Here is a 19,885-nt window from a genome sequence, read left to right as displayed (position 1 = left end):
TCACCCGCTATCCGGCATGGCGGGCACCGCCTCCCGGGGCGCCGAGCGCGTCGAACGGGATCGTTCCGACGTCCTCGAAGCGCACCCGCTCGCCGCGGAACACCGGCCCCTCGGCGCAGGCGCGGACCATCCTGGTGGCGCCGTCGTCGCCGATCACCGGCAGCACGCACGTCATGCAGACGCCGATGCCGCACGCCATCGACTCCTCGACCGCCACCTGGACGGGGATGTCGAACTCCATCGCCACGGCGGTGACGGCGCGCAGCGACTCCATCGGCCCGCAGGCGTAGACGGCGTCGGCGCGGGTGTCGGCGATCACCGACGGGAGCGCGTCGGTGACCCGGCCGCGCAGCCCCAGCGAGCCGTCCTCGGTGGTGAGCGTGGTGGTCTCGGCCATGCGCCGGGCCCGCATGGCGCCGAACACCCGGTCGGCGCTGGCCGCGCCGAGCACGAAGTCGACCCGGCAGCCGCGTTCGAGCAGCATGTCGGCCAGCGGGAACAGCACGGCGGAGCCGTACTCGGAGCCGACCAGCACGCAGTGGACCGGGTCGCGCGGCAGCGGGAAGGGCCGCCCGAGCGGCCCGACCAGGTCCAGCGTGTCGCGGGCGCGGCGCTCGGCCAGCCAGGCGGTGCCGGAGCCGCGCACGGTGAAGACCAGCTCGACCGTGCCGCCGTAGTCGGCCTTGACGTCGTGGACGGTCAGGGCGCGCCGCGTCACCATGGACGTGTGCGCGCCTCCGACCGCTACGGAGACGAAGTGGCCGGGACGGTGGCGCTCGGCGATGCCGGGCGCCACCACGGTCAGCGCATGGTAGGCGTCGACCCGGCGCGTCGTCAGCACCGTGCCCGTCACCTGCACCGGAGTGCCGGCCAGTCTCCTTCACCTCCCCGAGGGGTCAGCCCCGTAGTGCCTGAGCGTGCTCCTGGAGGGACCGTACGCCCACATCGCCGCGCACGATGGCCTGGATGCCGGCCGCGGCGGCGGCGAGCCCGGCGACCGTGGTGATGCACGGGATGCCGCGCAGCACGGCGGCGGTGCGGATCTCGTAGCCGTCGAGGCGCGACCCCGCCTGGCCGGGGCTGTCGAACGGGGTGTTGACGATCAGGTCGATCTCCCCGTCGAGGATGGCCTGCACGCTGGTGGGCTCACCTCCTGGACCGCTCCCCTCGCTGTGCTTGCGCACGATCTTGGCATGGACGCCGTTGCGCCGCAGCACCTCGGCGGTGCCCTCGGTGGCGAGGATCTCGAAGCCCAGGTCGGCCAGCGCCTTCACAGGGAAGATCATGGCACGCTTGTCCCTGTTGGCCACGGATACGAACGCGCGTCCCTTGGTGGGAAGTTCGCCGTAGGCGGCGGCCTGGGACTTGGCGAAGGCGATGCCGAAGAACGCGTCGATGCCCATGACCTCGCCGGTGGAGCGCATCTCGGGCCCGAGCACGATGTCGACGCCGCGGAACCGGTTGAACGGCAGCACCGCCTCCTTGACCGCGATCGAGGCGTCCAGCGGGAGGGTGCCGCCGTCGCCGTCGGCCGGGAGCATGCCCTCGGCGCGCAGTTCGCGCAGCGTGGCGCCGAGCATGACGCGGGCGGCGGCCTTGGCCAGCGGCACCGCCGTCGCCTTCGACACGAACGGGACGGTGCGGCTGGCGCGCGGGTTGGCCTCCAGCACGTACAGCACCCCGGCGGAGATCGCGTACTGGACGTTGAGCAGGCCCCGCACGCCGACGCCGCGGGCGATGGCCTCGGTCGCCGCGCGGATGCGCTTGATGTCGGCGCCGCCGAGGGTGATGGGCGGCAGGGCGCACGCCGAGTCGCCGGAGTGGATGCCGGCCTCCTCGATGTGCTCCATGACGCCGCCCAGGTAGAGCTCCTCGCCGTCGTAGAGGGCGTCGACGTCGATCTCGACGGCCTCGTCCAGGAACTTGTCGACGAGCACCGGGTGCCCGCCCTCCTGGGCGGACATGTAGCGGGTGAGCGTGTCGTCGTCGTACACGATGGCCATGCCGGCGCCGCCGAGCACGTACGAGGGGCGCACGAGCACCGGGTAGCCGATCTCGCCCGCGACGTCGAGGGCCTCGGCGACGGTGGTCGCGGTGCCGTGCCGGGGCGCGGGCAGCCCGGCCTCGGCCAGCACCCGCCCGAACGCGCCGCGTTCCTCCGCCAGGTGGATGGACTCGGGCGAGGTTCCGACGACGGGCACACCGGCGTCCTTGAGCGCCTGCGCCAGGCCGAGCGGCGTCTGCCCGCCGAGCTGCACGATGACCCCCGCGACGGGGCCGGTCTGCTGCTCGGCGTGCACCACCTCCAGGACGTCCTCCAGGGTGAGCGGCTCGAAGTAGAGCCGGTCGGAGGTGTCGTAGTCGGTGGAGACGGTCTCGGGGTTGCAGTTGACCATGACGGTCTCGAAGCCGGCCCTGGCCAGTTCGAAGGAGGCGTGCACGCACGCGTAGTCGAACTCGATGCCCTGGCCGATGCGGTTCGGCCCGGAACCGAGGATGATCACCTTCTGCCGGGTGCCGGTCGGGACCTCGGTCTCCTCGTCGTAGGTGGAGTAGAGGTAGGGCGTCTTCGCGGCGAACTCGGCGGCGCAGGTGTCGACGGTGTTGTAGACGGGACGCAGGCCGAGGGCGTGCCGCAGGTCGCGGACCCGGGCCTCGTCGATGCCGCGGATCTCGCCGATCTGGACGTCGCTGAAACCGTGGCGCTTGGCCCTGGCCAGCACGCCGGCGGTCAGCTCCTCGGCCGCGGCCAGCTCGCGCGCCTCCTCGTCGAGGAGGAAGAGCTGGTCGAGGAACCACGGGTCGACGCTGGTGGCCGCGTACAGCTCCTCGGCGGTGGCGCCCGCCCGGATGGCCTGCTGCATGGCGCGCAGCCGGCCGTCGTGCGGGGTGCGGCACGCCTCCAGCAGTTCGTCCTTGGGCCGCACCTCCCCCGCCCAGGAGAACGACGACCCCTTCTTCTCCAGCGACCGCAGCGCCTTCTGCAGCGCCTCGGGGAACGACCGGCCGATCGCCATGGCCTCGCCCACCGACTTCATGTGGGTGGTGAGGGTGCGGTCGGCGCCGCGGAACTTCTCGAACGCGAACCGCGGCACCTTGACCACGATGTAGTCGAGAGTGGGCTCGAAGGAGGCCGGGGTCTCCTTGGTGATGTCGTTGGGGATCTCGTCGAGCGTGTAGCCGATGGCCAGCTTCGCGGCGATCTTCGCGATCGGGAAGCCGGTGGCCTTGGAGGCCAGCGCGGAGGAGCGCGACACCCGCGGGTTCATCTCGATCACGATCATCCGGCCGGTGCGCGGGTCCACCGCGAACTGGATGTTGCAGCCGCCGGTGTCGACGCCGACCTCGCGGATCACCGCGATGGCCACGTCGCGCATGTTCTGGTACTCGCGGTCGGTGAGGGTGAGCGCGGGCGCGACGGTGATGCTGTCGCCGGTGTGGACGCCCATCGGGTCGATGTTCTCGATGGAGCACACGATGACGACGTTGTCGTTCTTGTCGCGCATCACCTCCAGCTCGTACTCCTTCCAGCCGAGGATGGACTCCTCCAGGAGCACCTCGGTGGTCGGGGAGGCGTCGAGCCCGGCCCCGGCGATGCGCCGCAGGCCGCTCTCGTCGTAGGCGAACCCGGAGCCGGCCCCGCCCATGGTGAACGAGGGCCGCACGACCAGCGGGTAACCCAGCTCGGCGGCCCCGGCCAGCACGTCGTCCATGGTGTGGCAGATGACCGAACGGGCCGACTCGGCGTTGAGCCCGTGCTCGGCGGCGACCTTGGCGACGATCTCCTTGAACCGCTCGCGGTTCTCGCCCGCCTGGATGGCGTCGAAGTCGGCGCCGATCAGCTCGACCCCGTACGTCTCCAGCACCCCCGCCTCGTGCAGCGCGACCGCGGTGTTGAGCGCGGTCTGGCCGCCGAGGGTGGGCAGCAGCGCGTCGGGCCGCTCCTTGGCGATGATCTTCTCGACGAACTCGGGGGTGATCGGCTCGACGTAGGTGGCGTCGGCGAACTCGGGGTCCGTCATGATGGTGGCCGGGTTGCTGTTGACCAGGATCACCCGGAAGCCCTCGGCCCGCAGCACCCGGCAGGCCTGGGTGCCGGAGTAGTCGAACTCGCACGCCTGCCCGATCACGATCGGCCCCGAGCCGATCACCAGCACGGACGTGATGTCCTCACGCTTCGGCACGGCTCATAACCTCGCAGAACTCGTCGAACAGGTAAGCGGCGTCGTGGGGCCCGGCTGCGGCCTCGGGATGGTACTGGACGCTGAAGGCGCGCCCGTCGAGCAGGCGCAGGCCCTCCACGCAGCGGTCGTTGAGGTTCACGTGGCTGACCTCGGCGAGCCCGTACGGGGTCTCGAACGGGCCGTCGAGCGGCGCCTCGACCGCGAACCCGTGGTTGTGCGCGGAGATCTCCACCTTGCCGGTGCGGACGTCCTGGACCGGCTGATTGACCCCGCGGTGGCCGTAGCGCAGCTTGTAGGTGGACAGGCCGAGCGCGCGGCCGAAGAGCTGGTTGCCGAAGCAGATGCCGAAGAACGGGATCCTCTCCTCCAGCACCCGCCGCAGCGTGGTGACATCGGCCGTGGACGGGTCGCCGGGGCCGTTGGAGAAGAACACCCCGTCCGGGCCGACGGCCTTGATGTCGTCGAACGTCGCCGTGGCGGGCAGCACGTGCACCTCACAGCCGCGCTCGGCCAGCCGGCGCGGGGTCATGCCCTTGATGCCCAGGTCGACCGCCGCCACGGTGAAGCGCTTGGCGCCGACCGCCGGCACCACGTACGGCTCGGCGGTCGCCACCTCGGCGGCCAGGTCGGCGCCGGCCATGGCGGGCGTCAGCCGCACCCGCTCGACCAGCTCCTCGACCGGCTCCGCCGGGCCGGAGAAGATGCCGGCCCGCATGGCGCCGCGCTCCCGCAGGTGACGGGTGAGCGCGCGGGTGCCGGGGATGGCGATGCCGACGACGCCCTGCTCCTTGAGATAGTCGTCGAGCGAGCGGGTGGCGCGCCAGTTGGACACCACCCGGGACGGCTCGCGCACGACGTAGCCGGCGACCCAGACGCGGCCCGACTCCGGGTCCTCGTCGTTGACACCGGTGTTGCCGATGTGCGGGGCGGTCATGGCGACGATCTGGCGGTGGTAGGACGGGTCGGTGAGCGTCTCCTGATAGCCGGTCATCCCGGTGTTGAACACCATCTCGCCGAACGTCTCGCCTTCGGCGCCGTACGGGGTTCCGTGGAAGACCCGGCCGTCTTCGAGGACGAGCATCGCTCTCCGGGGGGCTTCGCCCCCCGAGGACCCCCCGAAAGGCGAGGGGGGGCTTTGTGGCGTGGTTCCGGCGATGCCGGCGGAGCTGTCGTTCACACCAGCTTCCCTTCGAGGACGGTGGGCTTGCCGCGCAGGAACGTGGCCACTACCCGTCCGGGCAGGGTCATCCCCCGGTAGGGGGTGTTGCGGCTCCTGGAGGCGAAGGAGGACGGGTCCACCGGGGCGCGGTGGGAGGGATCGTAGAGGGTGAGGTTGGCGGGGGCGCCGGCCTCGATCGGGTTGCCGTGGCCGGCCAGGCGGCCGATGCGGGCGGGAGCGTACGACATGCGCTCGGCGACGCCGGCCCAGTCGAGCAGGCCGGTGTCGACCATGGCCTCCTGCACGACGCCGAGCGCCGTCTCCAGGCCGATCATGCCCATGGCGGCGGCCGACCACTCGCTCTCCTTGTCCTCCACCGGGTGGGGGGCGTGGTCGGTGGCGACGACGTCGATGGTGCCGTCGGCGAGTGCGGCGCGCAGCGCCTCGACGTCTGCGCGGGTGCGCAGCGGCGGGTTGACCTTGTAGATGGGGTTGTAGGCGCCGACCGGGGACTCCTCGACCAGGTCGTCGGTGAGCAGCAGGTGGTGGGGGGTCACCTCGGCGGTGACGTTCCAGCCCTTGGACTTGGCCCAGCGCAGGATCTCGACCGACCCGGCGGTGGAGACGTGGCAGACGTGCAGCCGGGAGCCGACGTGGGCGGCGAGCAGGCAGTCGCGGGCGATGATCGCCTCCTCGGCGACCGCGGGCCAGCCGGTGAGGCCGAGCCTGCCGGAGACGACGCCCTCGTTCATCTGCGCGCCCTCGGTGAGCCTGGGCTCCTGGGCGTGCTGGGCGACGACGCCGTCGAACGCCTTGACGTACTCCAGGGCGCGGCGCATGAGCACCGCGTCGGAGACGCACTTGCCGTCGTCGGAGAAGACCCGGACGCGGGCGGCGGAGTCGGCCATGGCGCCCAGCTCGGCGAGCTGGCGGCCCTCCAGGCCGACGGTGACGGCGCCGACGGGCTGCACGTCGCAGTGACCGAACTCGCGGCCGAGCCGCCAGACCTGCTCGACGACGCCGGCGGTGTCGGCGACCGGGGAGGTGTTGGCCATGGCGTGCACGGCGGTGTAGCCGCCGCGGGCGGCCGACTGGGTGCCGGTCTCGACGGTCTCGGCGTCCTCGCGGCCGGGCTCGCGCAGGTGGGTGTGCAGGTCGACGAGGCCGGGCAGGGCGATCGCGCCGCCGCCGTCGATCTCCTCGCCGGCGGCCTTCAGCCCGGGTCCGGCCTCGGCGATGACGCCGTCGTGGATGCGGAGGTCGACCGGCTCCCCGCCGAGGACCCGTACGTCACGGATGATCATCGTTCCCCCTTCGCCGGCACGATGGTCATGGCGATGCCGTGCCCGCAGATTCGTTCGCTTCGCTGAGTCACGCCGTGTCTCCCCCGAGCAGCAGATAGAGGACGGCCATGCGGATGGTCACCCCGTTGGCGACCTGCTCGACGATGGTCGAGCGCGGGGAGTCGGCCACCTCGGCGGCGATCTCCATGCCCCGGTTCATCGGACCGGGGTGCATCACGATGGCGTCGTCCGGCATTTTGGCGAACCGGTCGCGGTCGAGCCCGTAGCGGCGGGAGTATTCGCGCTCGCTCGGGAAGTAGGCGGCGTTCATCCGCTCCTTCTGCACCCGCAGCATCATGACCGCGTCGGACTTCGGCAGCACCGCGTCGAGGTCGTACGAGACCGCGCACGGCCAGGTGTCGACCGAGACGGGAAGCAGGGTCGGCGGGGCCACCAGCGTGACCTCGGCGCCGAGGGTGTGCAGCAGCAGCACGTTGGAGCGGGCGACCCTGCTGTGGAGCACGTCGCCGACGATGGTGATCTTCCGCCCGTCGAGTGCTCCGAGGCGGCGGCGCATCGAGAAGGCGTCGAGCAGCGCCTGGGTGGGGTGCTCGTGGGTGCCGTCGCCGGCGTTGACCACGCTGCCGTGGACCCAGGTGGCCAGCCGGTGCGGGGCGCCGGAGGCGCTGTGGCGGATGACGACGGCGTCGGCGCCCATCGCCTCCAGGGTGAGCGCGGTGTCCTTGAGCGACTCGCCCTTGGAGACGCTGGACCCCTTGGCCGAGAAGTTGATCACGTCGGCCGACAGCCGCTTGGCGGCCGCCTCGAAGGAGATGCGGGTGCGGGTCGAGTCCTCGAAGAACAGGTTGACGACCGTGCGGCCGCGCAGCGTGGGCAGCTTCTTGATGGAACGTTCCGAGACTCTCGCCAGCTCCTCGGCGGTGTCGAGGATGAGCAGCGCCTCCTCCCTGGAGAGGTCGGCGGCGGAGATGAGGTGGCGCTTCACCGGGCGCCCTCCTTCATGAGGGTGACGGCGTCGCGCCCGTCCGTCTCGCGCAGGAACACCTTCACCTTCTCGCTCTTGGCGGTGGGGAGGTTCTTTCCGACGTAGTCGGCGCGGATGGGCAGCTCGCGGTGGCCGCGGTCGACCAGGATGGCGAGCTGGACGGCGGCCGGGCGGCCGAACTCGCTCAGCGCGTCGAGCGCGGCGCGTACGGTGCGGCCGGAGTAGAGGACGTCGTCGACCAGCACCACGATCTTGCCGTCGACGCCGTCGGCGGGGAGTTCGGTGCGGCCGAGCGGCCGGGCGGGACCGCGGCGCAGGTCGTCGCGGTACATCGTGATGTCGATCGACCCCACGGGGATCTTGACCCCTTCGAACTGCTCGATGCGCTCACCGAGCCGGTGCGCGAGGGTCACGCCGCGGGTGGGGACGCCGATGAGGACGACTTCGTCGGCGCCTTTGGTGCGCTCGAGGATCTCATGGGCGATGCGGGTCAGCGCCCGATGGATGTCCGGGCCTTCGAGGACGGCCCTGGATGCGGACATGCCGGAGTCTCACCACCTTTCCCGCCTCACGGGACGGGTCTTAAAGGGTGTTGGTCGGGACACACAGTACCAGGCGCTACCAGCCAGAACAGGACGCACCCCGGCCCGGGGTGATCCCAGGTGATCCGGGGCGATCGGGGTGATCCGGGGGGCGGACCGGGGGATAGAGACATGGTGACACTCCGTGCGGACCCCGGCGTAGGCGTGCTCCGGCGGGTGCCGGTGCGCCGGCCCGGCGCGCGCCGCGTGAGTCGCACGCCCGAACGAGAGGGGATCTGATGCGGGTCATCGTCGCGCTGGGCGGCAACGCGGTCCTGCGGCGGGGGCAGCGGCCCGACGCGGCCGCGCAGATCGCCAACGTGAACGCCTCGATCAGGACGCTGGCCGGGCTGGCGGCCGAGCACGAACTGATCATCACCCACGGGAACGGCCCGCAGGTCGGCATGCTGGCCCTGCAGAGCGCCGCGGACTCCGGCCTGAGCGGGCCCTACCCGTTCGACACCCTCGTCGCGCAGACCCAGGGCATGATCGGCTACTGGCTCCTGCAGGCGCTGCAGAACGCGCTGCCCGGCCGTCAGGTCATGGCCATGGTCACGCAGACCCTGGTGTCGGCCGTCGACCCGGCCTTCGAGGACCCGACGAAGTTCGTCGGGCAGGTGTACGAGCAGGCGGAGGCGGAGAAGCTGGCCGCCGAGCACGGCTGGACGGTCAAGCCCGACGGCGAGCGGTGGCGGCGGGTCGTCCCCTCCCCCGTCCCGCAGCGGGTCGTGGAGACCCGGCTGATCCACAAGATGGTCCGCGAGGGCATGGTGGTGATCTGCGCGGGCGGCGGCGGCGTCCCCGTCATCCGCGACCAGAACGGCCGGCTCACCGGTGTCGAGGCGGTCGTCGACAAGGACCTGACCGCGTCGGTCCTGGCCGAGGCGCTGGAGTGCGACGCGTTCCTGAGCCTCACCGACGTGCCCCGCGTGCTGCGCGAGCGCGGCACGCCGCGCGAGTCCGAGATCGCGCACACCACCCCGTACGAGCTGCGCACCCTGGACCTGCCCGCCGGGTCGATGGGGCCCAAGGTGGAGGCGGCCTGCCGGTTCGTCGAGCACACCGGCGACATGGCCGCGATCGGCCGGCTCGACCAGGCCGAGCGGATCCTCGCCGGCGAGGCCGGCACCATCGTGACGCCCAGCGCGCGCTGGCCGCTGACCAGCACGCTCTAGGAGATCTGTCATGGCCGGCGCACCACGTCTGTTCAGGACCAAGCCCACCGAGCGGATCGTCGCCGAGGGCGGTCACGGCGAGGGCGGCGAGCTGCGCCGCACGATGGGGCTGTGGCAGCTGACGCTCTTCAGCGTCGGCGCCACCCTCGGCACGGGCATCTTCGTCATCCCGGGCCAGGCGGTGCCCAAGGCGGGCCCGGCGGTGGTGCTGGCGTTCGTGCTGGCCGCGATCACGGCGCTGTTCTCCGCGCTCTCGTACGCGGAGCTCGCCGGGACCATCCCGGTGGCCGGGTCGTCCTACTCCTACGCGTACGCGACCCTGGGCGAGCTGGTCGCCTGGGTGTGCGGGTGGTGCCTGATGCTGGAGTACGCCGTCTCGGTGGCGGCCGTGGCGGTCGGCTGGGGCGAGTACGTCAACGCGTTCCTGGAGAGCCTGGCCGGCTGGGGGCTGCCGGACGCGATCACCCGCTCGCCCGGCCAGGACGGCGGCGTGGTCAACCTCACCGCCATCCTCATCGTGCTGCTGGCCACCTGGGTGCTGCTGCGCGGGGCCTCCGAGAGCGCCTCGGCCAACGTGGTGTTCGTGGTCATCAAGGTGGCGGTGCTGCTGTTCTTCTGCGCGGTGGCGTTCACCGGCTTCACCGCCGGCAACTTCTCGCCGTTCGCGCCGATGGGCGTGGCGGGCATCACCGCGGCGGCCTCGCAGGTGTTCTTCTCCTACATCGGCTTCGACGCGGCCTCCACGGCCGGCGAGGAGGCCAAGAACCCCCGGCGCGACCTGCCGTGGGCGATCGTGCTGTCGCTCGTCATCGTGACGACCATCTACGTGCTGGTGGCCGTGGCCGCGATCGGCGCGATGCCGTGGACCGACTTCGACCCCGAGGGCACCGAGGCGAGCCTGTCGCTCATCGCCGACCTGGCCACCGGCTCCACCTGGGCCGGGCTGATCATCTCGTTCGGCGCGGTCATCGCCATCGCGAGCGTGGTGCTCACCGTCATGTACGGGCAGACGCGCATCCTGTTCGCCATGTCCCGCGACGGGCTCGTGCCGCGCGTCTTCGAACGGGTGAGTCCCCGACGGCAGGTGCCCGCGGCCAACACGCTCATCGTCACCGCGTTCGTCTGCGTGCTCGCGGGGCTCGTCCCGCTCGGCCACCTCGCGGAGGCGACCAGCATCGGCACGCTGTTCGCGTTCGCGATCGTGAACGCGGGCGTGCTGGTGCTCCGCTACCGGCGGCCCGACCTGCCGCGCAGCTTCCGCACCCCCTTCTTCCCTGCCACGCCGGTGCTGGGCGTGGTGTTCTGCTTCCTGGTGATGGCCGGGCTGGCGGGCGTCACGTGGGCGGCGTTCGGGCTGTGGATGCTGGCCGGGCTGCTCTTCTATTTCCTGTACGGCTACCGCCACTCGCGGCTGAACGCCGAGGTGCCCTAGATGAAGATCGAGTCTGTGCTGAGCGGGTTCGTCCCGGAGCCGCGCGGCCGCGACGGGCTGACGCTGGCCGTGCTGCTGGCCCGGCAGACCGGCGCCCGGCTGGAGGTGGCGTTCGTGAAGCCGCCCGCGTGGGACACCCCGGGGCCCGCCCGGGCGGAGGCGGGCGCGTGGGCGGCCTATCTGGAGGAGCAGGCCGGGTCCACGCTCGCGCAGGCGCGCGAGCAGGCAGGCGATGACGCCGAGGTGCTGAGCTACTCCCACCGGGGCAGCGGGCGCGGGCTGGTGGAGCTGGCGCGCAAGCGCGGCGCGGACGTGGTCGTGATCGGCTCGGCGCCGCGCGGCCGGCGCGGGCGCATCTCGGTGGGCAGCACCGCCGACCAGCTCCTGCACTCCTCCCCGGTGCCCGTGCTGCTGGCCCCGCGCGGGTACGCCGAGGACGCGCCCGCCGCGCTGACCCGCCTGACCGTCGCCTACCGCCGCGGTCGCGGCGCCGACGCGGCGGTCACGGGGGCCGCCAGGATCGCGGCGGCGCTGGACCTGCCGCTGCGGCTGGTCACCCTGGTGGTGGCGAGCCACCGCCGCCACCCGCTGGGCCAGGAGATGGTGGCGGGGATGCGCCGGCAGGCCATGGCCGACCTGGCCGCCGCCGCCCGGGGGCACCGGCGCCGCCTCCAGGTGGACGTGGAGGTGATCGAGGGCAGGAACGTCGCCACGGCCATGGCGGCGGGCTCCTGGGAGCCGGGCGATCTGATCATCTGCGCCTCCAGCAACACCGCGCCGCTGCGGCGGGTGTTCCTCGGCGACACGAGCATCAAGATCGTACGAGCGGCGACCTGCCCGGTGATGATCCTGACGCGCGAACCATGACGTCACCGCTGGCGAAACCACGATGGTTACTCGGCGATCTCTGACGAAGTACAGTTACTACAGGGACAAGAGGGGCTTTTGAGGCGTTCCATACCGGACCGGATTCGGCATCTTTTTTCCAATCAGCTTGACCTTAGCCTTCGACCCCTTTACCGTCACTGTGCGTAACCAGCACCGCGCGGCGTTCTGGGTAATCCCAGGGCCATCGCCACCGATTGGTGCCTCACCGGCATCGGACCCCCGGTGGCGCGGGCATTCGCCGCAAGGGAGCACAATCTACTGAGAGCTATAGATACGAGGAGCCGGGGGGCCACACGATGCCGTCTGAGTACGCAAAGTCGCTGGGTGCACGACTCCGCGCGATCCGCACCCAGCAGGGCCTGTCCCTGCATGGAGTCGAGGAGAAGTCGCGCGGCAGGTGGAAGGCCGTGGTCGTGGGCTCGTACGAGCGTGGCGACCGTGCGGTCACGGTGCAGAAGCTTGCCGAACTTGCCGACTTCTACGGGGTGCCCGTCTCCGAGCTGCTGCCCGGCGGCGCCGCGCCGAGCCCGCTCGGGCCGACGCCCAAGCTTGTGATCGACCTGGAGCGGCTGGCCGCGCTGCCGAAGGAGAAGGCGGGTGCGCTGGCCCGTTACGCCGCCACGATCCAGAGCCAGCGGGGCGACTACAACGGCAAGGTGCTGTCGATCCGCCAGGAGGACCTCCGCTCCCTGGCCGTGATCTACGACAAGTCGCCGAGTGAGCTCACCGAGGAGCTGATCAGCTGGGGCGTCCTCGACGCCGAGGCCCGCCGGGCCGTCGAGACCTTCTGACCTCGGTTCCCCGCACCGCACCGACGAGGGGCGCGCCCATGGGGGCGCGCCCCTCGCTTGCTTCTGACAGAACCCCGAAACTCCCCCACATCAGACATTTCACCTGAGGGCCCAAAAGCCGCGCGGGGACTTATACCGGAAAACCGGTCTTTGATAATTCAAGCAACCCCTCACTCACCCCTGACTCGCGAGCGACACCGTCAACCCAAGGAAGGCTCGCGCTGCGAGGACCGGCGAGACAGGCGATCGGCGTCGGATCGGGTGCGGCCGGACCGGTGTGAGGCCGTGCGGGACCGGCGATCGGCGGTGAGAGAGGCTCATCCGCCTGACGTGAAGAGCGGCGGGCATCCCATCGGCGCGGTGACCGCCGCGGCGGCCGGCGCCTGGCCCCTTACGTCTCCTCCTGTGAGATCGGGGGCGCGGGGGAGACCGGGGCGCTCGTGGGGGATGGATGGGATGTCATCCCGCCAGGGGCACGTCCACGGGCAGCTGGGGCTGGGAAGGGACGCCCAGCATGCTCTCGATCGTGCAGACGAAGGTCTCGGCCTCCGCCATGAGCTCGTCGGCGTCCGCGGCGGTGACGCCGCGGACCATACCGGCCTCGGCGGCGGCGCGCTTGGCCGCACTGGCCGCGAAGTAGGCCGCCCACTCGGCGAGTGAGGGCTCGGCCTCGGGCAGCAGCTCCCATGCGCTGCGCAGGCGGCGCCTGCGACCCTGCGTGGGCTGCGGACGGACGGCCAGGATCGCCGCCGCGGCGCGCAGGGCGGCCAGGTGGGCCGACACGTAGCGCGACGCCGGACTGCGAGCCGTCGCGGCCTCCGCCAGGCAGGAACGTGAATCCGTCAGGTGTGCCCGAGCCGCAGGCGACAGCCGGGGCCCGGGCGTTTCTCTGGGCCGTGGTGCCATCTTGCTCACCTCCTGAGAGTCGTGGGCGACTCCCGGCGTTTCCACCAGTAGGGCCAACGATCGCAGACCCCACCGACATTTCCGCCGGGCAGGCCGGACGAGGAGCTTCCCCTCTCCCCGTCCGGCCAGGACGCGCCCGCTCGTCTCCGCCGACGACGAGGACGCGTCCTTCGCCCTCGGAGCCTGACCGCGGGTCGGCGCTTGGGGGAAGCGCGTGGCCCGCGACCAGGTCCTTCGACGTGAGCCGCGAGCCTCACGTCACATGGTCGAACATAATTTCGATCACGTTCGGTGTCAACCTGTTCCACGAACACAGGTTCGATGACCATGACGCGGACGCGCCAGGCTGGGCCTTCGCGGCTCCGGCGGGTCCCGCACCGGCGTGTCGCGCGGCGTTCCCATGATCGGCGGCCGTGGCTACGATGGCGGGCATGGGGCCGATCCTGATGAGCGCGATCCTCACCGCCCCGGTGCTGCCGCTCCTCCTCATCCCCTTCCACGACGAGTCCGGCGCCGTCGACGGCCGCAACGGCCTGGCCGGGACGCGCACACGCGAGACGCTCGCCTCGCGCGAGGCCTGGGACGCGGCGCACGCCTGGGCCAGGGCGCCGATGCGGAGACCGGCCGGCGCCATCGGCGGGGTGCTCGTGGTCTGCGCGGGCGCGGCGCTCGCCCTGGGGCTGCCGGAAGGCGCCCAACCGGCGGTGGTCGCGGCGCAGGCCGGGCTTCTCGTGGGCGGGCTTCTCGTGGGCGGGCTTCTCGTGGGCGGGCTTCTCATGGGCGGGCTGACGCTGATCGGGCGGCGGGCCGACCGGGTGGCCGCCCGGGTCGAGCGCGAACTCTCCGGCCGGCCCGGATGAACGGCCGGGCGGACGCGGCCCCGGCGCCCTTACGCGGGCGGGATCCGACGCGTCCGTCGCTCCCCTGGAGACGGGCGCCGGCCGCCTGGGGCGCCGGCGGCCCGGGACGGTTCCGGGGAGGCTCACCGGCACGGAGGAGGCACGGGTCGTTCGGGTGGCTGGCCAGGCCGGTGCCGTTGCTCGTCGGGGCGGCCGCCGTCGGGCTCACCTGGGAGGCGGCGCTGCCGCTCGGTGAGGACCTCCTGCACGTGGGCGGGCCGCTCACCCTGCGGGGGCTGCGCCGGCGCCTGGCGCGACTGGTCTACGACCGCCGGTACGGGGTCGACACGGCGGATTTCGCCGACCTGAGCGACTTCGGCCTCGACCACCCGGAACGGGTCTACTACTCCCCCGCCCACTGGGGCACGCTGCGCCGCGCGCTGCCCGTGAGCGAGGTGGGCGCGCACGACGTGTTCGTCGATCTGGGCGCGGGCAAGGGCCGGATGGCGCTGGAGGCGGCCGCCCGCTACCCGTTCGGGCGGGTGATCGGCGTGGAGCTGTCGCCCGAGCTGACGGAGATCGCGCGCGCCAACCTGGCCGCCACCCGGCTGCGGCTGCGCGCCGGCGGCGTCGAGTTCGTCTGCTCGGACGTGCTGGACTACGAGATCCCGGACGACGTCAGCGTGGTGTTCCTCAACAACCCGTTCCGCGGGAGCGTCTTCGCCGCCGCCGTGGACCGGCTGATCGCCTCGGCCGACCGCAGCCCGCGCCCGGTCACCGTGGTCTACTTCAATCCTGTCGAGGAGGCGTACCTGCTCGGCACCGGGCGTTTCCGTCACGTGCGCACGGTGCGGCGCCGGTCGGGTGACGACGTGTTCGGCACGACCCGCGTCTACGTCCTCACGTGACCGTGAGCGCGCCCGAGGGGCACAGCGTGACGGCCCGGCGGGCCTTCTCCTCCAGTCCGGCGGGCGGGACGGGCATCAGGAGCAGGACGGTGCCGTCGTCCTCGCTCTGATCGAACACCTCGGGCAGGGTCAGGGCGCACATCCCCGCGCCGATGCACACCGTCGTGTCGGCCTCGATCCTCATGGCACCCTGCTTACCAGGTGACCGGCAGCCGGTGCACGCCGTAGACGCCCATGTCGGTCCGCAGCGGCACCTCGTCGGCCGGCACCGCCAGCCGCAGGCCGGGGAAGCGGCGCAGCAGCGCGGCGAACGCGATCCGCATCTCCGAGCGGGCGAGCTGCTGGCCCAGGCACTGGTGGATGCCGTGGCCGAAGGCGAGGTGGCCGGTCGCGGACCGGGTGAGGTCGAGCGCGTCGCCGCCGGGGAACTTCGCCGGGTCGCGGTTGATCACCGGCAGGTGCAGGGCGACGGACTCGCCCTTCCTGATCAGGTGACCGTCGACCTCGACGTCCTCCAGGGCCGCCCTGACCGGGCCGACGTGCACGATGGACAGGTAGCGGAGCAGCTCCTCGACGGCGTTGTCGATCAGCGACGGGTCGTCGCGCAGCGCGGCGAGCTGGACGGGGTCGGCGAGCAGCGCGTAGGTGCCGAGGCCGAGCATGTTGGCGGTGGTCTCGTGCCCGGCGACCAGCAGCAGGAACGCGACGCCGGCCAGCTCGTCGTCGGACAGCTCGCCGCCCTCGATGAGGCCGCTGAGCAGGTCGTCACCCGGGTGCTCGCGCTTGCGCGGGATGAGCCCGTTCAGGTAGGCGAAGACGTGGCCGATCGCCGCGAGCGCCTCGTCGGCCTTCGCCTCCAGGGACAGCATCACCTTGGTGTCGTCCTGGAAGGCCGCCCTCTCCTCGTACGGGACGCCGAGCAGCTCGCAGATGACCAGTGACGGGATGGGCAGCGCGAAGGCGTCGACCAGGTCGACCGGCCGCTCCGCGGCCTCCATCGCGTCCAGCCGGGCCTCGGTGATCTCCAGGATCCTGGCCTCCAGCCCTTTCATCCGGCGCACGGTGAACTGCCCGGTGAGCAGCCTGCGGTAGCGGGTGTGCTCGGGCGCGTCGGTGCGCAGGAAGAAGCCCGGCGGCAGCTTGAACTCCTGGCTGCGGATCTCCTCGGTGAGGCCGGCGCGGGCCGCGAGGGGCGGGTGGGCCAGCTCGGGACGGTTGCTGAAACGCGGGTCGGCCAGTACCGCGCGGGCGGCCGCGTGGCCGGTGACGAGCCAGCCCTCGTGGCCGTCGGCGAACCGCATGCGGTGCACGGTGCCGCGCTCCCGGAGCCGCGCGTAGGTGTCGGGCGGGTCGAACGGGCGTTCCCGCTCGGTGCTCATCGTCAGACCGGTCATGCTCGTCTCCCTCTCCGTGGCGGTGCCCCACAAAACCTCATCCTATGCAATTTTGCAATGAGTGAATCCCCGAGTACTCTTCGCCTATGACCGGGCTACGGGAGCGCAAGAAGCAGCGCACGCGCCGGGCGCTGGTGAACGCCGCGCTCCGGTCGTTCAAGGAGAAGGGGTACGAGGAGACGACGATCGCGGAGATCGCCGCCGAGGCCGACGTCTCGGCGCGCACCTTCTTCAGCTACTTCGCCAGCAAGGAGGACGTGATCTTCCACGACGGGCCGGAGCGCATGCGGCGGGCCCGCGAGCTGGTCGCCGGGCGGCGGCCCGGCGAGCCGGTGGCCGACCTGCTGCTGCGGGTGACGCGGGCGAGCCTGGAGGCGGCCGCCGGCCCCGAGGAGTTCGACCTGGAGGAGGCCACGGCCCGCCTGGAGCTGATGCTGACCGTGCCCGCCCTGCAGGCCCGGGGCCTGCACCTGCTGTTCGAACAGCAGCTCCAGCTCGCCGAGGCGCTGGAGCGGGCCTACCCGGGCGAGCTCGACACGGTGGAGGCGGCCGCGGTGGTGGGGTCGCTGATCGGCGCGATCAAGCTCGCCGCCATGGTCAGCCTCACCCGGGGCGACCCGCGGGAGCGGATGCGGGAGGCCGTCAGGACGGCGGCCGAGATCGCGCTGCACGGGCTGCCCGCCCGGTTCACCGGAGCGGACCGGGCACCGGCGGAGCCGTGACCCTCACCGCCGGGGGCCGGCGCGGGCGGGAGCCGTGACCCTCACCCGCAGGAGGCGGCGCGCCAGGTGGTCCAGCCGCGGCCCTCGCCGGTGACGGACCAGCCGGCCGGAGGCATACCCGCGGTGTCGGGCACGACCGCCGTGCAGGCGCCGGGCGGCGGCCCCTGGAGGGCGCCGTCGTAGCGCTCCAGCTCGGTCCACCAGACCTTGTGGGCGACCGGCAGCGCGATGGGCCACGCGACCCGCAGGTCCACGGCCACCCGCCCGCCGGCCTGCGGCGCGGGCAGCCCGTCACCTCCCGAGGGGGTCGCCGGCGCCAGGTAGGCGACGAAGGCCAGGTGGATCGCCGCCAGCACGGCCGCCACCCCCGCGGCCCTGCCGCGCGGCAGGCAGGCGGCGGCGGTCAGACAGGCCAGGAACGCCGCGGCGACGGCCGAGGCCCCCGGCATGTCGAGGGCGTCGCGTACCCCGCTGAGGAACGACGTCTCCGGGAAGTCGAAGGCGATGAAGACGTCGCTGCGCAGCCGGTCCCCCGCGTACCAGGCGGCGGCACCGCCCGTCACCGCGGCCAGCCCCGCCGACGCGGCCGCGTACCGCAGGACGGCGGCGCGGCGGGCGCGCACCAGCGCGACCAGCCCCGCCAGCAGCCACACGACGGCCACGCACGCCAGGTAGCGCCCGTAGGCGTGGTTGCCGACCCGGTGCTCGTCCGGCAGCGCCGCCGAGGACGCGTACGCGATGCCGAGCGTGGTGGCCAGCAGCGTGGCCGCCGTCACCCGCAGCGCGAACGGCCCGCCCCGGCGCGCGGCGACCACCGCGGCGGCGGCCAGGCCGATGCCGGCCAGCCCCCACGTGCCGACGATCAGGTACCAGAGCTGCCCGGCCGCGCCCGCCAGCGCCCACGCCTGCCCGTCCAGGGTGGTGAACCGCTCGACGGCCAGCCCGCTGAGGTCACGGTGCCCGCGCGGGTAGAGCGCGGCGGCCAGCGCCCCGTTGAGCGCCTGCCCTGCGGCCAGCACGGCGCTGGCGGCGGCGAGCGCCGCCGTCCCGGCCCGGCGCGGCAGCCGCCGCCCGGCCAGCATCCCCACCACCACGGTCACCGTCACGGCCAGCACCACGATGCCGCGCATGTGCACCGCCGCCGCGTACGCGCCCAGAACCCCCGCGGCCAGCCCGGCACGCACCGAGCCGCGCCGGGCCAGTTCGTGCACCGCGAGCAGCCAGCCGAGCAGCAGCGTGGGCAGCACCGCGTCGGCCAGGGCCAGCCCCGAGAACAGCAGCAGCGACGGCGCCGCCCCCGCCGCGAACGCCAGCGGCAGCGCCGCCCGCCCGCCGACGGCCAGCCGCCGCAGCAGCAGGTACGCCAGCGGGAACACCCCGGCGGCGGCCAGAGACCCCACCACGACCACCAGCCGGTACACGGTCGCCGGGTCGTCGGTCAGCCCGTGAACGGGCGTCAGCAGCAGCGCGTACCCGCCCTGGTAGAAGGTGGAGCCGCTGAGGTCGATCCCAGGCCCGCCGGTCAGCCACCGGGCCGCGATCAGGTAGCCGGTCTCGTCCGGGTTCGCCACCGGCCTGGTGTGGTGGCGGAACAGCCATGACCTCAGCGCCACCTGGATCGCGAACCCGGCGGCCAGCAGCAGACGGACGCGGTTCCCCGGCGGGCGGGACTCGGGCGCGCCGGTGAGCGCGGCGGGTGTGTACAGCATGAAACTCCCCCGGCCGCTCCGGGACCGTCCCGGAAGCGGTGGGGGGAGTTCACCAGGTCGCCGCTAACGCCCCTGTCACCAAGATCGGTTATGCGGGCGTTATCGCCGGAACTTGCCGCGCACGTGGACCGGGACCCCGGTGCCGAGCAGGCCCGGCAGCTCCTCCGCGACGTTCATCGGCAGCCGCACGCAGCCGTGCGAGGCCGGGTGGAGCGGCACCGAGAGCGCGCCGTGGAAGGCGATGCCGCCGTTGAAGAAGATCGGGTTGTAGAGCTCGCCGAGGTAGGACTTGTGCCAGCCGTCGCGCCGCCAGGTGGTCTTGAACGTGCCCGTCGGCGTCGTGGCCGAGCCGCAGAAGCGCTGCTCCTTGCCCTGCCAGACGGTGGTCTCGCAGTAGGGGACGCCGCTGCCGGACGACATGTGGCTGATCAGCTTCAGCTCGCCGTCCACGTACAGGGTCATGATCTGGCTGGTCAGGTTGACCTCGGCGCGGGTCTTCCTGCCGTTCGCGGCCAGCACCTTGGGCAGCCGGGGCCGCTCCAGCGCACGCCAGGTGACGGCGCCGATGGTGCTGGTGGGCGTGATGCCGTTGACCTTCTGGAACGCCCACACGGCGGCGAGCGTGGTGCCGCCGTAGCGCCCGTCGATCCTGCCCGGCCGGTAGCCGAGCTCGCGCAGCCGTTTCTGCATCCAGACGACCGCCTTGCCCTTGGCGCCCAGCTTCAGCTTCTTGCCCGGCGCGGTCACGGTCACGGCCGCGGGCGGCGGCTCGGCGAGCGCGCCCGCCGCGGCGGGGATGGCCTGGTACGCCGCCCCGGCGGGTGCCGCTCCGCAACCGGTCAGCGCGACCGCCCCGGCGGTCAGGAGAGCGAGCACTCCCGGAAGCCGTCGAGCCTTCACCGGTACCA

General features: G+C 72.6%; 18 protein-coding genes. 7 read left to right on the top strand and 11 right to left on the bottom strand.

The window, feature by feature from the left end; translation table 11 throughout:
- Positions 1–7: 7 nt before the first annotated feature.
- From ACQEUU_RS16450 to pyrR, 6 genes are all read right to left on the bottom strand, one after another.
- Entirely contained in the window at positions 8–874 is an 867-nt protein-coding gene (locus ACQEUU_RS16450; protein ID WP_433071862.1) for a dihydroorotate dehydrogenase electron transfer subunit, read from the bottom strand.
- 22 nt (positions 875–896) lie between these two features.
- A complete protein-coding gene (gene carB / locus ACQEUU_RS16445; protein ID WP_433066551.1) occupies positions 897–4,184 on the bottom strand; it encodes a carbamoyl-phosphate synthase large subunit in 3,288 nt (1,095 codons plus the stop codon).
- On the bottom strand, positions 4,171–5,265 hold the full coding sequence (carA, locus tag ACQEUU_RS16440; RefSeq protein ID WP_433066549.1) for a glutamine-hydrolyzing carbamoyl-phosphate synthase small subunit: 1,095 nt from the start codon (positions 5,263–5,265) through the stop codon (positions 4,171–4,173). The genes carB and carA overlap by 14 nt, the downstream gene beginning before the upstream one ends.
- A gap of 92 nt (positions 5,266–5,357) precedes the next feature.
- A complete protein-coding gene (locus ACQEUU_RS16435) occupies positions 5,358–6,647 on the bottom strand; it encodes a dihydroorotase (RefSeq protein WP_433066546.1) in 1,290 nt (429 codons plus the stop codon).
- Positions 6,648–6,714: 67 nt separating this feature from the next.
- On the bottom strand, positions 6,715–7,632 hold the full coding sequence (locus tag ACQEUU_RS16430) for an aspartate carbamoyltransferase catalytic subunit (protein WP_433066544.1): 918 nt from the start codon (positions 7,630–7,632) through the stop codon (positions 6,715–6,717).
- Complete coding sequence (gene pyrR / locus ACQEUU_RS16425; RefSeq protein ID WP_433066541.1) at positions 7,629–8,174, bottom strand: bifunctional pyr operon transcriptional regulator/uracil phosphoribosyltransferase PyrR; 546 nt, start codon at positions 8,172–8,174, stop codon at positions 7,629–7,631. The genes ACQEUU_RS16430 and pyrR overlap by 4 nt, the downstream gene beginning before the upstream one ends.
- A 278-nt stretch (positions 8,175–8,452) precedes the next feature.
- Between pyrR and ACQEUU_RS16420 the strand changes: the two genes are divergently transcribed.
- The 4 genes from ACQEUU_RS16420 (at position 8,453) to bldD (ending at position 12,499) form a co-directional block, all read left to right on the top strand.
- A complete protein-coding gene (locus ACQEUU_RS16420) occupies positions 8,453–9,388 on the top strand; it encodes a carbamate kinase (RefSeq protein WP_433066539.1) in 936 nt (311 codons plus the stop codon).
- Between the two features lie 10 nt (positions 9,389–9,398).
- A complete protein-coding gene (locus ACQEUU_RS16415) occupies positions 9,399–10,820 on the top strand; it encodes an amino acid permease (RefSeq protein WP_433066536.1) in 1,422 nt (473 codons plus the stop codon).
- A complete protein-coding gene (locus ACQEUU_RS16410) occupies positions 10,821–11,687 on the top strand; it encodes a universal stress protein (RefSeq protein ID WP_433066534.1) in 867 nt (288 codons plus the stop codon).
- 317 nt (positions 11,688–12,004) lie between these two features.
- Complete coding sequence (gene bldD, locus ACQEUU_RS16405; protein ID WP_270154914.1) at positions 12,005–12,499, top strand: transcriptional regulator BldD; 495 nt, start codon at positions 12,005–12,007, stop codon at positions 12,497–12,499.
- Positions 12,500–12,958: 459 nt separating this feature from the next.
- Here bldD and ACQEUU_RS16400 read toward each other — a convergent pair whose 3' ends face one another.
- Complete coding sequence (locus ACQEUU_RS16400) at positions 12,959–13,405, bottom strand: SAV_6107 family HEPN domain-containing protein (RefSeq protein WP_433066530.1); 447 nt, start codon at positions 13,403–13,405, stop codon at positions 12,959–12,961.
- 431 nt (positions 13,406–13,836) lie between these two features.
- Between ACQEUU_RS16400 and ACQEUU_RS16395 the strand changes: the two genes are divergently transcribed.
- Positions 13,837–14,265: an SdpI family protein gene (locus ACQEUU_RS16395; RefSeq protein WP_433066527.1), complete on the top strand. Its 429-nt coding sequence runs from the start codon at positions 13,837–13,839 to the stop codon at positions 14,263–14,265.
- 170 nt (positions 14,266–14,435) lie between these two features.
- A complete protein-coding gene (locus ACQEUU_RS16390; RefSeq protein ID WP_433066524.1) occupies positions 14,436–15,152 on the top strand; it encodes a class I SAM-dependent methyltransferase in 717 nt (238 codons plus the stop codon).
- Here the strand turns inward: ACQEUU_RS16390 and ACQEUU_RS16385 are convergent.
- Entirely contained in the window at positions 15,145–15,336 is a 192-nt protein-coding gene (locus ACQEUU_RS16385; protein WP_270154909.1) for a ferredoxin, read from the bottom strand. The genes ACQEUU_RS16390 and ACQEUU_RS16385 overlap by 8 nt on opposite strands.
- A gap of 10 nt (positions 15,337–15,346) precedes the next feature.
- Entirely contained in the window at positions 15,347–16,546 is a 1,200-nt protein-coding gene (locus ACQEUU_RS16380; RefSeq protein WP_433066521.1) for a cytochrome P450, read from the bottom strand.
- An 86-nt stretch (positions 16,547–16,632) separates the two neighbouring features.
- Between ACQEUU_RS16380 and ACQEUU_RS16375 the strand changes: the two genes are divergently transcribed.
- Entirely contained in the window at positions 16,633–17,268 is a 636-nt protein-coding gene (locus ACQEUU_RS16375) for a TetR/AcrR family transcriptional regulator (protein WP_433066518.1), read from the top strand.
- Between the two features lie 41 nt (positions 17,269–17,309).
- On the opposite strand, the gene ACQEUU_RS16370 is transcribed toward ACQEUU_RS16375, so the two are convergent.
- Together ACQEUU_RS16370 and ACQEUU_RS16365 are read right to left on the bottom strand one after the other, a co-directional pair.
- Positions 17,310–18,977 carry a hypothetical protein gene (locus ACQEUU_RS16370; protein ID WP_433066515.1) on the bottom strand — a complete coding sequence of 556 codons (1,668 nt, stop codon included), beginning with the start codon at positions 18,975–18,977 and terminating at the stop codon, positions 17,310–17,312.
- A gap of 99 nt (positions 18,978–19,076) precedes the next feature.
- The gene (locus tag ACQEUU_RS16365) at positions 19,077–19,877 is read right to left on the bottom strand and encodes a L,D-transpeptidase family protein (protein ID WP_433066512.1); all 801 of its coding nucleotides are present in this window, start codon (positions 19,875–19,877) and stop codon (positions 19,077–19,079) included.
- Positions 19,878–19,885: the final 8 nt, after the last annotated feature.

The organism is Nonomuraea sp. CA-218870 (assembly GCF_050936535.1).
GTDB classification, from domain to species: Bacteria; Actinomycetota; Actinomycetes; order Streptosporangiales; family Streptosporangiaceae; genus Nonomuraea; species Nonomuraea corallina.
This window is presented reverse-complemented; position numbering and strand designations above follow the sequence as displayed.

What these genes read in the sequence shown, in the direction of transcription:
- carA (WP_433066549.1), bottom strand. Translation starts at nt 5,265, where the DNA reads ATGCTCGTCCTCGAAGACGGCCGGGTCTTCCACGGAACCCCGTACGGC.
- ACQEUU_RS16435 (WP_433066546.1), bottom strand. Translation starts at nt 6,647, where the DNA reads ATGATCATCCGTGACGTACGGGTCCTCGGCGGGGAGCCGGTCGACCTC.
- pyrR (WP_433066541.1), bottom strand. Translation starts at nt 8,174, where the DNA reads ATGTCCGCATCCAGGGCCGTCCTCGAAGGCCCGGACATCCATCGGGCG.
- ACQEUU_RS16420 (WP_433066539.1), top strand. Translation starts at nt 8,453, where the DNA reads ATGCGGGTCATCGTCGCGCTGGGCGGCAACGCGGTCCTGCGGCGGGGG.
- ACQEUU_RS16415 (WP_433066536.1), top strand. Translation starts at nt 9,399, where the DNA reads ATGGCCGGCGCACCACGTCTGTTCAGGACCAAGCCCACCGAGCGGATC.
- ACQEUU_RS16410 (WP_433066534.1), top strand. Translation starts at nt 10,821, where the DNA reads ATGAAGATCGAGTCTGTGCTGAGCGGGTTCGTCCCGGAGCCGCGCGGC.
- bldD (WP_270154914.1), top strand. Translation starts at nt 12,005, where the DNA reads ATGCCGTCTGAGTACGCAAAGTCGCTGGGTGCACGACTCCGCGCGATC.
- ACQEUU_RS16400 (WP_433066530.1), bottom strand. Translation starts at nt 13,405, where the DNA reads ATGGCACCACGGCCCAGAGAAACGCCCGGGCCCCGGCTGTCGCCTGCG.
- ACQEUU_RS16395 (WP_433066527.1), top strand. Translation starts at nt 13,837, where the DNA reads ATGGGGCCGATCCTGATGAGCGCGATCCTCACCGCCCCGGTGCTGCCG.
- ACQEUU_RS16385 (WP_270154909.1), bottom strand. Translation starts at nt 15,336, where the DNA reads ATGAGGATCGAGGCCGACACGACGGTGTGCATCGGCGCGGGGATGTGC.
- ACQEUU_RS16380 (WP_433066521.1), bottom strand. Translation starts at nt 16,546, where the DNA reads ATGACCGGTCTGACGATGAGCACCGAGCGGGAACGCCCGTTCGACCCG.
- ACQEUU_RS16375 (WP_433066518.1), top strand. Translation starts at nt 16,633, where the DNA reads ATGACCGGGCTACGGGAGCGCAAGAAGCAGCGCACGCGCCGGGCGCTG.
- ACQEUU_RS16370 (WP_433066515.1), bottom strand. Translation starts at nt 18,977, where the DNA reads ATGCTGTACACACCCGCCGCGCTCACCGGCGCGCCCGAGTCCCGCCCG.